Source organism: Nocardia pseudovaccinii, assembly GCF_050942345.1.
Classification (GTDB): Bacteria; Actinomycetota; Actinomycetes; order Mycobacteriales; family Mycobacteriaceae; genus Nocardia; species Nocardia pseudovaccinii.
In genome coordinates, this window is record NZ_CP192074.1 from 2,463,678 (window position 1) to 2,476,928 (window position 13,251).

General features: G+C 67.7%; 12 protein-coding genes. 8 read left to right on the forward strand and 4 right to left on the reverse strand.

Going from position 1 to position 13,251, the window contains the following annotated elements:
- Nucleotides 1-169: 169 nt before the first annotated feature.
- From ACQPZ2_RS11150 to ACQPZ2_RS11160, 3 genes are all read right to left on the reverse strand, one after another.
- Nucleotides 170-628 carry an AMP-binding protein gene (locus tag ACQPZ2_RS11150; RefSeq protein ID WP_433525470.1) on the reverse strand — a complete coding sequence of 153 codons (459 nt, stop codon included), beginning with the start codon at nt 626-628 and terminating at the stop codon, nt 170-172.
- A 570-nt stretch (nt 629-1,198) separates the two neighbouring features.
- Complete coding sequence (locus ACQPZ2_RS11155) at nt 1,199-2,296, reverse strand: ABC transporter substrate-binding protein (protein WP_433525471.1); 1,098 nt, start codon at nt 2,294-2,296, stop codon at nt 1,199-1,201.
- A gap of 135 nt (nt 2,297-2,431) precedes the next feature.
- Nucleotides 2,432-3,256, reverse strand: coding sequence for a VOC family protein (locus ACQPZ2_RS11160; protein WP_433527390.1), 825 nt, complete (start codon nt 3,254-3,256; stop codon nt 2,432-2,434).
- A gap of 346 nt (nt 3,257-3,602) precedes the next feature.
- Here ACQPZ2_RS11160 and ctaD point away from each other — a divergent pair, with 346 nt between their 5' ends.
- The 3 genes from ctaD to ACQPZ2_RS11175 all read left to right on the forward strand — a co-directional run bounded on the left by ctaD (nt 3,603) and on the right by ACQPZ2_RS11175 (nt 7,643).
- Nucleotides 3,603-5,345 (forward strand): aa3-type cytochrome oxidase subunit I, encoded by a 1,743-nt coding sequence (gene ctaD, locus ACQPZ2_RS11165; RefSeq protein WP_433525472.1) that lies wholly within the window; start codon nt 3,603-3,605, stop codon nt 5,343-5,345.
- A gap of 235 nt (nt 5,346-5,580) precedes the next feature.
- A complete protein-coding gene (gene serB, locus ACQPZ2_RS11170; protein ID WP_327101312.1) occupies nt 5,581-6,804 on the forward strand; it encodes a phosphoserine phosphatase SerB in 1,224 nt (407 codons plus the stop codon).
- Between the two features lie 74 nt (nt 6,805-6,878).
- Entirely contained in the window at nt 6,879-7,643 is a 765-nt protein-coding gene (locus tag ACQPZ2_RS11175; protein ID WP_433525473.1) for a peptidyl-tRNA hydrolase, read from the forward strand.
- A gap of 56 nt (nt 7,644-7,699) precedes the next feature.
- Here ACQPZ2_RS11175 and ACQPZ2_RS11180 read toward each other — a convergent pair whose 3' ends face one another.
- Nucleotides 7,700-7,975 carry a hypothetical protein gene (locus ACQPZ2_RS11180; RefSeq protein WP_433525474.1) on the reverse strand — a complete coding sequence of 92 codons (276 nt, stop codon included), beginning with the start codon at nt 7,973-7,975 and terminating at the stop codon, nt 7,700-7,702.
- Nucleotides 7,976-8,028: 53 nt separating this feature from the next.
- Between ACQPZ2_RS11180 and ACQPZ2_RS11185 the strand changes: the two genes are divergently transcribed.
- The 5 genes from ACQPZ2_RS11185 to ACQPZ2_RS11205 all read left to right on the forward strand — a co-directional run bounded on the left by ACQPZ2_RS11185 (nt 8,029) and on the right by ACQPZ2_RS11205 (nt 13,220).
- A complete protein-coding gene (locus ACQPZ2_RS11185) occupies nt 8,029-8,862 on the forward strand; it encodes an ABC transporter ATP-binding protein (RefSeq protein WP_433525475.1) in 834 nt (277 codons plus the stop codon).
- 107 nt (nt 8,863-8,969) lie between these two features.
- On the forward strand, nt 8,970-9,740 hold the full coding sequence (locus ACQPZ2_RS11190) for an NUDIX hydrolase (RefSeq protein WP_433527391.1): 771 nt from the start codon (nt 8,970-8,972) through the stop codon (nt 9,738-9,740).
- 18 nt (nt 9,741-9,758) lie between these two features.
- Nucleotides 9,759-10,535, forward strand: a complete 777-nt coding sequence (locus ACQPZ2_RS11195; RefSeq protein ID WP_433525476.1) for an enoyl-CoA hydratase-related protein — start codon at nt 9,759-9,761, stop codon at nt 10,533-10,535.
- Nucleotides 10,536-11,085: 550 nt separating this feature from the next.
- On the forward strand, nt 11,086-12,063 hold the full coding sequence (locus ACQPZ2_RS11200; RefSeq protein WP_433525477.1) for a class I SAM-dependent methyltransferase: 978 nt from the start codon (nt 11,086-11,088) through the stop codon (nt 12,061-12,063).
- Complete coding sequence (locus tag ACQPZ2_RS11205) at nt 12,063-13,220, forward strand: THUMP-like domain-containing protein (RefSeq protein ID WP_433525478.1); 1,158 nt, start codon at nt 12,063-12,065, stop codon at nt 13,218-13,220. Before ACQPZ2_RS11200 ends, ACQPZ2_RS11205 begins: the two co-directional genes overlap by 1 nt.
- Nucleotides 13,221-13,251 lie beyond the last annotated feature (31 nt).

Sequence of the window (13,251 nt, forward strand, 5' to 3'; positions counted from 1 at the left end):
CATTTTGGACCGGTGCCGAGCCGACCGAAGGCGTATTGACAACACTGTGTTCGATCGGCGGCGTCCCGGAGGCTTAGGTGGTCGCGCGGCGCTGCCGCCTCCGGGTCCGGCATACGCGCCGCAGCGCGCCCGAACTCCGTGGGTTCGGGCGCGCAGGCTGAATAGCAGGTCAGGCGGACTTCCGCTCGGTCAGCCGATCGGCATCGGTGATCGGGGCGTCGGAGCTGACCAGGTAGCGCTGCAGCGTCGAGCGGTCGTCCAGGAGCAGCCAGTCGATGGCATCGCTGAGCTCGGGGCGGCGGGCTTTGGTGGTGATGCCGATGTAGGCACCGGGGACGGCGGTCGCGTCCTCGGCCACCGATGCCGGAGTCGCGCCGAGCTTGACGACGGCGGATGCGGCAACCGTGGCTTCGATCTGCGGGTCGATCGCCAGCGCGATTCGCGTGTTCACGGCGGCACCACGATTGATCAGCACTCGGGCCAGCCGGTTCGCCCAACGATCCAGCTCGACGTTGGCGAGCGTCCCGGAGTCACTCGGGACCGCGCACACCTCGAGCTCGGCCGCTTTCCGCAGGCGCGGCTGCAGCTGGATGACGTTGGTGGCGGGCGCTTCGACCAGAGTGCTCATTGTGATCCCCTCACAGGTTCCGTCTTTGTTCTCGGTGCCCTTCTAATCTCGCTGCCGGGAGGGGTTGGCGACAGCTACCCAAGCGCTGGTGGGAGCACTCCAAGGGTGAGCGAATCCATACCCAAGGTGTGCGCCCCGATCGAATTGATCGAGCTGCTCGCAACGACGACGGAGCGAGTCTTACGAGCGACGTTCGCGGCCCGTCTCGCGTCCGAGTGGTCGAAGCGCATGCGGGGGCCTCAGCGATCCGGCACGTGTGTGGCAGGTGTAGGACGTCCTGCCCGTCAGTGACCATCGGGGAGCGAGTCTTACGAGCGACGTTCGCGGCCCGTCTCGCGTCCGAGTGGTCGAAGCGCATGCGGGGGCCTCAGCGATCCGGCACGTGTGTGGCAGGTGTAGGACGTCCTGCCCGTCAGTGACCATCGGGGAGCGAGTCTTACGAGCGACGTTCGCGGCCCGTCTCGCGTCCGAGTCGTCGAAGCGCATGCGCCGCAGGCGCGAGTCTCGACGGCTCGGACGCGAGACATCAGGGGGCCGCGAACACGCCGCGCCGCAGGCGCGGCCGAAGACTCAGTCGGTGACGAAACCGTTCAAGCTGCTGCGCAGGTCGGCGAGCAGGGCGCGGGCCGCGGTGAGCCCGTCGCCGTGCCACACGGTGTCTTCGACCGCGAAGACGCGCTTATCGGCGGAGGCGCCGAGATCCTTCCAGGCGTCGCTGCGCAGCACTGTCTTACCGTGCGCTTCACCTGCCTCGCCCGCGAAGACGACGTAGATGATGTCGCCCTCGACCTTGGTCAGGTCCTGCTCGGTCACGTCGAAGGAAGTGCCGCGCTGCGCGGTCGGCCGCTGCACGCCGACATCGGCGAGGACCTGTCCGGCGAAGCTATTGCTGCCCTGGACCTGGTCGTGATCGGCGGTGAAGCGGACCACCGAGGCCTGGGACTGGCTGGCGGCCAAGGCACTACCGGTCTCGCGCGCCTCGGTGCGGTAGTACTCCAATGCCGATACCGCTGCCGTGTGGCGGCCGAGACCCGCTGCGAGCGTGCCGAATTCGGTCTGCCAGCCACTGCCGGGATCGGCGAGTACGGTCGGCGCGATCGCCTGCAATGCGGCGAAACCACCTGGGCCGCTCGACATATCGCCGATGATCAGATCGGGATGCAGGGCGGCGATCTGCCCGAGATCGGGCTGCGCCGCCGAACCGACGGTGGGAATCTTCAGCACGCCGTAACCGAGATACATGGGCTGCGAGCGAGGTCCGTCGATCGGAACCGCGCCGACGACCCGCTCCCACAGGCCGACCGCGCAGGTGGCGTCCAACGCTGAGGTGGACAGCACGACGACGCGCTGCGGATCGGCGGGCACCTCCGAGGTGCCCGCGGCGTGGGTGACGGTGCGGGTCTTGCCGTTCGACGGATCGGGTGCGCTCGGCAGCGGGCAGGCCTTCGAGGTGTCGCGCTCCAGGCCGACCACGCCCGCGCCCGCGATATTCGTGGTGGTGCGAATGATCGAGCTGGCGTCGTCCTTCTGACTGCAGCCCGCGACGAGCAATGCGGCGCAGAGCAGGGCGACCGCCGTGCCCCCGTGCCGGACCGCGCGATTCCTGGCGGTGCCGTATCGGGGGGAGTCCGTGCGGTTTCGGGTGCGAACAGGGGCGCTCACCGGCATGCGGGTGAGGGTACCGCGTGGCGTGGGTGCCGGGACGCGAAGGCCACCGCCGCGTGCACGTCGCATCCGGGCCATGTTCGCGACCGCGCGGAATCCCGCTGTCGTACAGCGGATTCCGCGCGGTCGCCGGATCGGCTACGTGGCGTTGCCGCCGATGCTGAACCGTGCCCCGGTCGGATCGGCGACCTGTGCGATCCGGCCGTAGGGGGTGTTCTCGGGCTGGGCCAGCACGGTGCCGCCCAGTTCGACGACCTTCGCGACGGCCGCGTCGACGTCATCGGCGCCGAAGTAGACGGTCCAACCCGCCGGTACACCCTCGGGCAGGAAGGCCGAGGCATCCATGACACCGCCGAGCATCGGGGTGGTGGCGTGGATGGTGGTGTAGCGGAACTCCGGGGTGTCGGAAATGGCGAAGGTATCGCTCCAGCCGAAGACGTCACGGTAGAAGTCGAGCGAGCGGGCGTAGTCGCGGGTGTGCAGTTCGAACCAGGACGGGATGCCGACGTGGTCGGTCCAGGTGCCGCCCGAGGCGATGCCGATGGTCTCGAATCCGCCGAAGGTGCCGGTCTGCCAGATGCCGACGCCCGCGCCGCCGACATCGCCGAGCACGGCCATCGCGCCGAGATCGCCCACATCCATGGGCGGCACGACGACCGCACCGCCGTGCTCGGCGGCCGCGTCGGCGGTGGCCTTGGCATCGGGCGAAGCGAGGTAGACCGTCCATTGATCGGGTCCCTCGGCCCCGTCCGCGGTCTTGCCCATGCCGCCCGCGACGGCCTTACCGTCCTTGCGGAAGGTGATGTAACCGCCGAACTCCTCGTCCGCGCGGTCGGCGGTCCAGCCGAAGAGCTGGCCGTAGAAGGCAATGGCCCGGTCCGGATCAGAGGTGTAAACGTCGACCCAGCAGGGATCGCCGGTCTTGGGTGCGGGCCCACCCGTCGCCCGACCGTCGCCCCTCATCGAATCGTTACGCGATGCTGTGCTCATCAAAGGTCTCCTTGGCCGAGAGTGGATCACTGTCATCGATAGAGACGTCGGCTGGCCGGGAAAGTCATCGCTCGCGACTGCTTGCAGGTTGCTCGAAATGGTCGGCAGGCAAGGGGCCGGATTTCATGATCGCCGGATCGGTGGTTGCAGTCGCCCACACGGCGAAATACGACACAGAGTAGGACCCGTGCGGATGGCTGTCGCAGCACGGTTTACGATCTCAGGAGCGCAAGCGAACTCCTCGTCTGTCCACGGTAGTGGGGCGGATGCGAGCAGCGGAGCCTGCGGAGCGACCTAAAGGCACCTTTCAGGAGGATCAGTGACTGCCGTAGAGCCAAAGCCAGTCCCTCAGTTGGAAGCGACTCGGCCGTATCCGGCTCGGACCGGGCCGAAGGGCTCGTTCATCGTCAAGATGGTCACCACCACCGACCCCAAGGTCCTCGGTGTCATGTACCTGACCACCTCGATGGCGTTCTTCCTCATCGGTGGCCTGATGGCCCTGCTGATGCGCGGTGAGCTGGCCCGGCCGGGTCTGCAGTTCCTGTCCCCCGAGCAGTTCAACCAGCTGTTCACCATGCACGGCACGATCATGCTGCTGTTCTACGCGACCGCGATCGTGTTCGGCTTCGCCAATATCGTCCTGCCGCTGCAGATCGGCGCCCCCGACGTCGCCTTCCCGCGCCTGAACGCCTTCAGCTACTGGCTGTACGCCTTCGGCGCGACCATGGCGACCGCGGGCTTCATCACCCCCGGCGGCGCCGCGGACTTCGGTTGGACGGCGTACGTGCCGCTGACCGACATCCTGCACTCGCCCGGCGTCGGCACCGACCTGTGGATCCTTGGCCTCGCGGTCTCCGGTCTGGGCACCATCCTCGGTGGCGTCAACATGCTGACCACCGTGGTCTGCCTGCGTGCTCCCGGTATGACCATGTTCCGTATGCCGATCTTCACCTGGAACATCGCCGTCACCAGCGTCCTCGTGCTGCTCGCCTTCCCCCTGCTGACCGCCGCGCTGTTCGGCCTGGCCTACGACCGTCACCTCGGTGGCCACATCTACGATCCGGCCACCGGCGGCATCCTGCTCTACCAGCACCTGTTCTGGTTCTTCGGCCACCCCGAGGTGTACATCATCGCTCTGCCGTTCTTCGGCATCGTCTCGGAGATCTTCCCGGTCTTCTCGCGTAAGCCGATCTTCGGTTACACCACGCTGGTCTACGCGACCCTTGGCATCGCGGCGCTGTCGATCGCGGTGTGGGCGCACCACATGTACGCCACCGGCGCCGTGCTGCTGCCGTACTTCTCGTTCATGACCTTCCTGATCGCGGTGCCGACCGGTGTGAAGTTCTTCAACTGGATCGGCACCATGTGGCGCGGCCAGCTGACCTTCGAATCGCCGATGCTGTTCTCGCTCGGCTTCCTGGTCACCTTCCTCTTCGGTGGTCTGTCCGGTGTCATCCTGGCCTCGCCGCCGCTGGACTTCCACGTGACCGACTCGTACTTCGTCGTCGCGCACTTCCACTACGTACTCTTCGGCACCATCGTGTTCGCCACCTACGCCGGTATCTACTTCTGGTTCCCGAAGATCACCGGACGCATGCTGGACGAACGCCTCGGCAAGTGGCACTTCTGGACCACCTTCATCGGCTTCCACACCACCTTCTTGGTGCAGCACTGGCTGGGCGCCGAGGGTATGCCGCGCCGCTACGCCGACTACCTGCCCAGCGACGGGTTCACCACGCTGAACACCATTTCCACGATCGGCGCCTTCATCCTGGGCGCGTCGATGCTGCCGTTCATCTGGAACGTGTTCAAGAGCTACCGTTACGGTGAGGTCGTCACCGTGGACGATCCGTGGGGTTACGGCAACTCGCTGGAGTGGGCCACCACCTGCCCGCCGCCGCGGCACAACTTCTACGAACTGCCCCGAATCCGTTCCGAGCGTCCCGCCTTCGAGCTGCACTACCCGCACATGGTCGACCGGATGCGGGCCGAGGCCCATGTGGGCTGGGGTTCGGGCAAACATGCCACCGAGGTCCACGAAGGCGCCTTGGCAAAGCATTAGGCGGTGGCCGGACATTCGTCCGTCCAAGCGCGCAGAGAGTGAGCCCACCAGGCGAGTGAGCAACTACATTGTCCGGCAGAGAGGTACCCGGCAGTGCAGTAGCGTCGCCTTGATGAGTGTGCACCTACTGATCATCAGTGGGTGCACACTCATTTGTGGGACCAGCACCGACCGCAGCGTTGCGACACCGGGGTCCAGCACAGCTATGGCAAACAACTAACTTGGAGCACCTCAGTTGGCCGACACCACCGTCCTCGTCACCGTCACCGGACCCGACCGGCCCGGTGTGACCTCCGTGCTGCTCGCGGCGATGTCGCGGCACCACGTGAGCCTGCTGGATGTGGAGCAGGTCGTCATCCGCGGCCGACTGACCCTCGGCGTGCTGGTCACCTGCCCGAGCGATCCGGAGGCGCTGCAGGACGAGCTCGAAGAGGCGATGAATACCGTCGGCATGCATGTCGACGTCGAGGTCGACGCGCAGATCGGCAGGCAGCCGATGTCCACCCATGCGGTGGTCATCCTCGGCGCGCCGGTGACCGCGCGCGCATTCAGTTCGGTCTCCCGTCAGCTCGCCGCCCTCGGCGCCAATATCGATACCATCCGCGGCATTGCCGACTACCCGGTGACCGGTATGGAACTCCTGGTCACCGCGACCGATACCGGCCCCGATTCCGATGCCCGGCTGCGCACCGCGCTGGCCGAGGTCGCGGTCGCCGAACAGGTGGACGTGGCGGTGGAGCGGGCCGGACTGGCCCGCCGGGCCAAGCGGCTCATCGTCTTCGACGTCGATTCGACCCTGATCCAGGGCGAGGTCATCGAGATGCTCGCCGCGCACGCCGGGGTGGAGGATCAGGTCCGCGAGGTGACCGAGGCGGCCATGCGGGGTGAAATCGACTTCGCGGAATCGCTGCGTCAGCGGGTGGCGACGCTCGAGGGACTGGACGAATCGGTGATCGAGGAGGTCGCCGACCGGATCGAGCTGACCCCGGGCGCGCGCACCACCATTCGGACCCTGCGGCGCATCGGATTCCGCTGCGGTGTGGTGTCGGGCGGCTTCCGTCAGGTGATCGAACCGCTCGCGCACGAACTGGAATTGGACTTCGTGCAGGCGAATACGCTCGAGGTGGTGGACGGCAAGCTGACCGGCCGGGTGGTCGGCGAGATCGTCGACCGTGCCTTCAAGGCCACCGCGCTGCGCAAATTCGCGGCGGAGGCGGGCGTGCCGATGGAGCAGACGGTGGCGGTCGGCGATGGTGCCAACGACATCGACATGCTCAATGCGGCCGGACTCGGTGTCGCCTTCAATGCCAAGCCCGCATTGCGCGAGGTCGCCGATGCGGCCCTGTCGCATCCTTACCTGGACGCGGTCCTGTTCATCCTCGGCGTGACCCGCGACGAGGTGGAAGCCGCCGATGCACGCGACGGCGGAATCCGTCGCGTCCCGCTCGTCGGCAGCTGAGTCACGAGGGTCGGTAGGCTCGCTGGGGGTGTCGCGCCTGCGCGGCGGTTTTCGTTGACGATCGAGGTGACGTGATGTCGAGTATCCCGGAGGCCGAATTGTCAACGGGTGTCGAGGGATTCCGCATTCGGCATGCTGAGCTGGCGCGCGGCTACGGCGGTCTCGGCGATCCGGAGGATCCCGCTCTCGTGCAGGCCATGCAGATGGTGCTGCATATTCCGAAGGTCGATCCGCCGCGGCGCAGCGCACTGCTCGAGGCCGCGGCGGTGGCCACGGTGGCGCTGTGCCTGGATGAGCGGGTCGGGCCCGAGGGTGTGTGGGAGCAGCGGTTCCTGGCCTGGAAGCGGTCGCGGATCCGCAAGGTGGCGCGGCGGGCGCGCGGTGCGCAGTGGCTGGCGGCCAACGAAGCGGAAGGGGTGACCGTCGAGGTGGACGGTGCGCAGGCGCGGGCATTCGTGCCGGGGCCGGTGGGCGAGGTCGATCCGCGGATCAGGCGGCTGCAGATCAACGGCACCGATCTCGAACACGACGATCCCGGACCCGCCGATCCCGATCTGCCGGTGCTGTGGGTGAATGCGAAACTCGGCATGACGCTCGGCAAGGCGGCCGCTCAGGTCGGTCACGCCAGCATGTTGCTGGCCGGTGCGCTTACCGTGGACGAGGCGCTGCGGTGGTCGCAGCGTGAGTTCCGATGCGCGGTGCGCGAATCCGGACCGGAGCAGTGGGCGTCGCTGTGCGAGCAGGTGTCTCGTGGGCAGGCCGTCGCGGTGCGCGACGCCGGTTTCACCGAGGTCGCTCCGGGGTCGATAACTGTGATCGCGGTGCCTGGACAATACTGATTGCCTGGGGGGTGAATAGCCTCGCAACCGATTTACACCGCAGGTCCCGCAAGCGATTACGCGGTGTAGATGTTTCGCTGTTCGGCGCTGGGGGGATCCACCCGGGCCCGATCTGGGTACGTTCGACGCAATAGGACCGCCGCACACCACTCGCCGGAGGCCATCATGATGACGACGCTGTTGGTGATACTCGCTGTTTGGGTAGGTTGTTCGATTCCGCTGGCGCTGGTCGTCGCGCGGATGTTCCGCTCCACCGATGAGCCGCCGAAGAATCCGCCGGGAGCGGTGCGCGCACCGTCCGCGAAGGCACGCCGTGGCGGACGAATGGCCACGTCGTGGCTACCGGCATGGGTCGGTCGTACGAACACAGCGCATTTGAGCCAAGATGGAGCCCGTGCCGCAACCGGATCCCGATCTGCTCATTGATTTCACCGACGTGACCATCCGACGCTCGGGTAACACCCTCGTCGGCCCGGTCACCTGGCAGGTCGAGCTCGACGAACGCTGGGTGGTCCTCGGACCCAACGGCGCGGGCAAGACCTCGCTGCTCCGCATGGCCGCCGCCGAAGTGCATCCGACCTCGGGCATCGCCCATCTGCTCGGTGAAGTCATCGGCAAAACGGATGTCAGCGAGCTGCGACCGCGCATCGGCTGGTCCTCGGCCGCGGTGGCCAGCCGGATTCCGCGCGACGAGAAGGTCAGCGATCTGGTGGTCTCCGCCGGCTACGCGGTCCTCGGTCGCTGGCGTGAGCGTTACGACGACGTCGATACCGACCGTGCCATCGATATGCTCGAAAGTCTCGGCGCCGAACATCTTTCCGATCGCACCTACGGAACGTTGTCCGAGGGTGAGCGCAAGCGAGTGCTGATCGCCCGCGCGATGATGACCGATCCGGAGCTGCTGCTGCTCGACGAGCCCGCCGCCGGTCTGGATCTGGGCGGCCGTGAGGAATTGGTGGAACGTCTCGGCGATCTGGCCTCGGATCCCGATTCCCCGGCCATGGTCCTGGTGACCCACCATGTCGAGGAGATTCCGCCGGGCTTCACCCATGGCCTGCTGCTGAACGAGGGCGCGGTCATCGCGCAGGGTTTGCTGCCGGATGTGCTCACCGCCGAGAACCTGAGCGAGGCCTTCCGTCAGTCGATCGCGCTGGATCGCGTCGACGGCCGGTACTTCGCGCGGCGCGCGCGTCGGTTGGGGCGGCACCGTTCGCGCTGAGCCCGTGATGGGGATTACGGCGTAAAACAAGCAGGCGTTAGGGTGCAGGAGTGAGTGAGACGAACGCGCAGGAGCCCATTCCGCCGCTCAAGGACGCGTCGACGGTGATGTTGGTGCGTGACAGTGCCACCGGGCCCGAGGTGTTCCTGCAGCGCCGGGTCGGGGCGATGGCCTTCGCCGCCGGTATGACCGTTTTTCCGGGCGGCGGTGTCGATCCGTCGGACGGAACCGCCGATATCGAATGGGCCGGACCCGAACCCGCCTGGTGGGCGGCGAAATTCGGCACCACCGAGCCGAGGGCCAAGGCGCTCGTCGCCGCCGCAGTGCGCGAAACCTTCGAGGAGTGCGGAGTGCTGCTGGCCGGGCCGACAGCCGACACCGTCGTCTCGGATACCACCGGCTACCACGATGCCCGGGCTCGACTGGAGCGTCGCGAAGTCTCGCTGGCGGACTTCCTCGCCGAAGAGAAACTGGTGCTGCGCGCGGATTTGCTGCGGCCGTGGGCGAATTGGATCACCCCGGTGATCGAGCCGCGGCGCTATGACACCCGCTTCTTTGTCGCGGTGCTGCCGCAGGGACAGTTGGCCGACGGCGCCACCACCGAGGCGGCCGAGGTGCAATGGCGCACCGCGCCGGACGAACTCGACCGCTGGCGGGCGGGCACCGATGTGCTGTTGCCGCCGACCTGGTCGCAGCTCGATGCCATTGCCGAATTCGCTTCCACGGCGGAGATTCTGGCCATCGACCGGGTGATCGAACCGATCATGCCGGTGCTCACCGGTGACAGCGGGCGGCAGGTGCTCCAGTTCCCGGACAACCAGCGCTATTTCGCCGGACTGCCGGATACCAGCAGGCTCAGGGGATCCGCGCGTCCATGAGGCAGTAGGTTTCCTGCCATGGCCGAATTCGTGACCCTGGAGTTGCCCGAGGATCCCGCCGTCCGTGGCGTTGCCGTCCTCCGGATCGACCGTCCGCCGCTGAACCTGCTGAATGCGCAGCTGGTCCGGGAGGTGGCCGAGGCGGCGGCGGTTGTCGCCGCACACCCCGGGGTCGCGGCATTGGTCGTCTACGGCGACGAGCGGGTCTTCTGCGCGGGTGACGACCTCGCCGAACTCTCCGGGCTCGACCCGGATCAGGCCGAAGCCATGGCCGCCGATCTGCAGGCGGCACTCGGCTGCCTGGCCAAGGTGCCCCAGCCCACCGTCGCCGCGATCAGCGGCTACTGCCTCGGTGGCGGCCTGGAACTGGCCCTCGCCGCCGACCGCCGCATCATCGGCGACAACGTCAAACTCGGCCTGCCCCAAATCAAAGCGGGCCTCATCCCGCTCGCAGGCATCCGCCGCCTATCGCTGCTGATCGGCACCGGCCCCGCCAAAGACCTCGTCTACACCGGCCGCTTCGTCGAGGCCGACGAAGCGCGCACCCTCGGTCTGGTGGACGAGGTCGTCGCCCCCGACGACGTCTACACCGCCGCCATCCGCTGGGCGCAACAATTCACCGATGGCCCCACCCGCGCCCTCGCCGCCGCGAAAGCCGTCTTCGAAGCGGGCCCCCACGGCCTGGACCGCGCCCGCACCGAATGGACCACCCTCTTCACGACCGAAGACCGCCGCATCGGCACCGAGTCCTACCTGGCCGACGGCCCGGGATCGGCGACTTTCGTCGGGCGTTGACGGGGCACACGGCTCGGCCGAGTCGGGGGCGTTGGTGAGTCTCTCGGTCGATCTGCCCAGGCGGGTCTGATGGGCTCGAGCGTGCTCGCGCCGAATGGACCGCGCTCTTCGCCGCCGGGCCCGCATCGGCACGGGGCGAACCTGGCCGACGGTCCGGGTTCGGCAACCTCAGTCGGACGCTGACGGGCACCGACGCAACCGGCTGACGGTTCGGTTTGGCCTGCTTGTCGTTACTGGCCGGTAGTCAGGATCTGCGGTGCCGCGGCCCGTCGGGTCGGGATCGGGCGATCCGAGTGTCGATGCGAACCATAAACAGGAACACGTTCCTGGTCGGTGGGTGGTGTGACTTTCGCGGCACTCGATGATCGTGAGTCCCACTCGAGCCCCAGGTTGCCGACCGCATCTGGGGCGGGTGGCGGTGCGGGGGTAGATCGTCGGGCGGGTTCAGAACCAGAACGAGTCTCGGGGGACGGCGCGGTGGAGCGAAATCACGTCCTACTCACTGGTCCGCTGCAGACGTGCGGCGGAGGGTTGGCTAGGCTAGCCCACCATGACGGTCCACCCCGATGACCCGGCGCCGAACCCGCATGCCACCGAGGCCGAGGTCGAAGCAGCGCTGAAGGATACGAAGCTCGCCCAGGTGCTCTATCACGACTGGGAAGCCGAGACCTATGACGACAAGTGGTCGATTTCCTATGACGAGCGCTGTATCGACTATGCCCGCGGCCGGTTCGACGCCGCGGTCGGTCCCGCGCCGCTGCCGTACGAGCGCGCGCTGGAACTGGGCTGTGGCACCGGCTTCTTCCTGCTGAACCTCATGCAGGGTGGCGTCGCGAAGTCCGGTTCGGTCACCGACCTGTCGCCGGGCATGGTGAAGGTCGCGCTGCGCAATGCCGAGAACCTCGGGCTCGACGTCGACGGCCGGGTCGCCGACGCCGAGACCATCCCGTACGAGGACGACACCTTCGACCTCGTCGTCGGCCACGCGGTGCTGCACCACATCCCGGATGTGGAACTGGCGCTCAAGGAGTGCCTGCGCGTGCTGAAGCCGGGCGGGCGTTTCGTATTCGCCGGTGAACCGACCACCGCGGGCAACTTCTACGCCCGCTGGCTCGGCCGCATCACCTGGAAGGCCACCACCACCGTGACCAAGCTGCCCGCACTGTCGGGTTGGCGGCGTCCGCAGGCCGAACTGGACGAGTCCTCGCGCGCCGCGGCGCTGGAGGCGGTCGTCGACCTGCACACCTTCGATCCGAGCGACCTCGAGGCGATGGCCCGGCGCGCCGGCGCCACCGAGGTCAAGGCGAGCACCGAGGAGTTCGCGGCGGCGCTGTGGGGCTGGCCGGTGCGCACCTTCGAGGCGGCCGTCCCGGACGAGAAGCTCACCATGGGCTACCGGATGGCCATGTACCGTGCGTGGCTGCGGCTGAGCTGGTTGGACGAGAACGTCATGCGCCGCGTGGTGCCGCGCCAGTTCTTCTACAACGCCATGATCACCGGCGTGAAGCCGGGCTCAGCCGCCAAGTAGTGGGTTACCGCTTCGGCCGCGAGGATGTCGTCTTCCTCGGCAGCGCGGCGGGTCGCGCCGCGCTGGCCGAGGTGGATCGGCTGGAGCTGACTCCCGCGACGCACCTGCGCGATGTGGAGCGGGTGCGTCGCGAATTCGGCGAGCGGTCGGCCGCACTGGTGGAAACGGTGCGTCTGCGCCGTCGTGCCGCGGCCAAACTCGTCGATGCCGGACAGTGGCTGTTCACCGACGACGCACTGCAACAGGCGACGCCGACGCTGGTCGCCCGACACCGCGCCGCGCGCCTGTCCGGACGGGCCGTACACGATGTGACCTGCTCGATCGGCGCGGAACTCGCCGAACTGGCTCGCACCTGCCCTTCGGTGCTCGGCAGCGACCTCGACGACGTGCGCCTGTCCATGGCCGCACACAATCTCGCCGCATCCCGAAATGTCCTGCTCGCCAAGGCCGATGCCCTCGTCCCGACCAGCACCGGCACCGTCGTCATCGCCGATCCGGCCCGCCGCGCGGACGGTCGCCGCACCCACGATCCGGCCAAACTGCAACCCCCGCTCCCGGATCTGCTTGCCGCCTATCCCGGCCGCGATCTGGCCGTAAAGTGCGCTCCCGGATTGGATTTCGACCGCCTGGACTGGCCGGGCGAGATCGAGGTCGTCTCCCTCGACGGCGCGGTCCGCGAGGCCTGCCTGTGGTCGCCGGGCCTTTCCGACAGCGACGTCACCCGCCGCGCGACAGTCCTCACCTCCCGAAGCGAATCCGTCACCTACACCGACGCCGCCCCCGACGAGATTCCGGAACAGCCCCCCGGCGAGTGGATCATCGACCCCGACGGCGCCATCGTCCGCGCAGGCCTGGTGCGCCACTACGCCGCCGAACACGGCCTCTGGCAACTGGACCCGCAGATCGCCTACCTGACCGGCAACACCGTCCCCCACGGCGTCCGCGGCTTCCGCATCGTCGACCGCCTGGAATTCCGCGAAAAAACCCTCCGCCAAGAACTGACCCGCCGCAACTGCGGCCCCCTCGAAATCCGCATCCGCGGCCTCGACATAGACCCCGACACCCTCCGCAAACGCCTGAAGCTCCGCGGCACCCACCCCTACACCCTCATCCTCACCCGCCTATCCCGCACCGCCGCCGCCTTCCTCTGCACCTGACCCCACCATGCAACGGCGCCACCGGGAACGA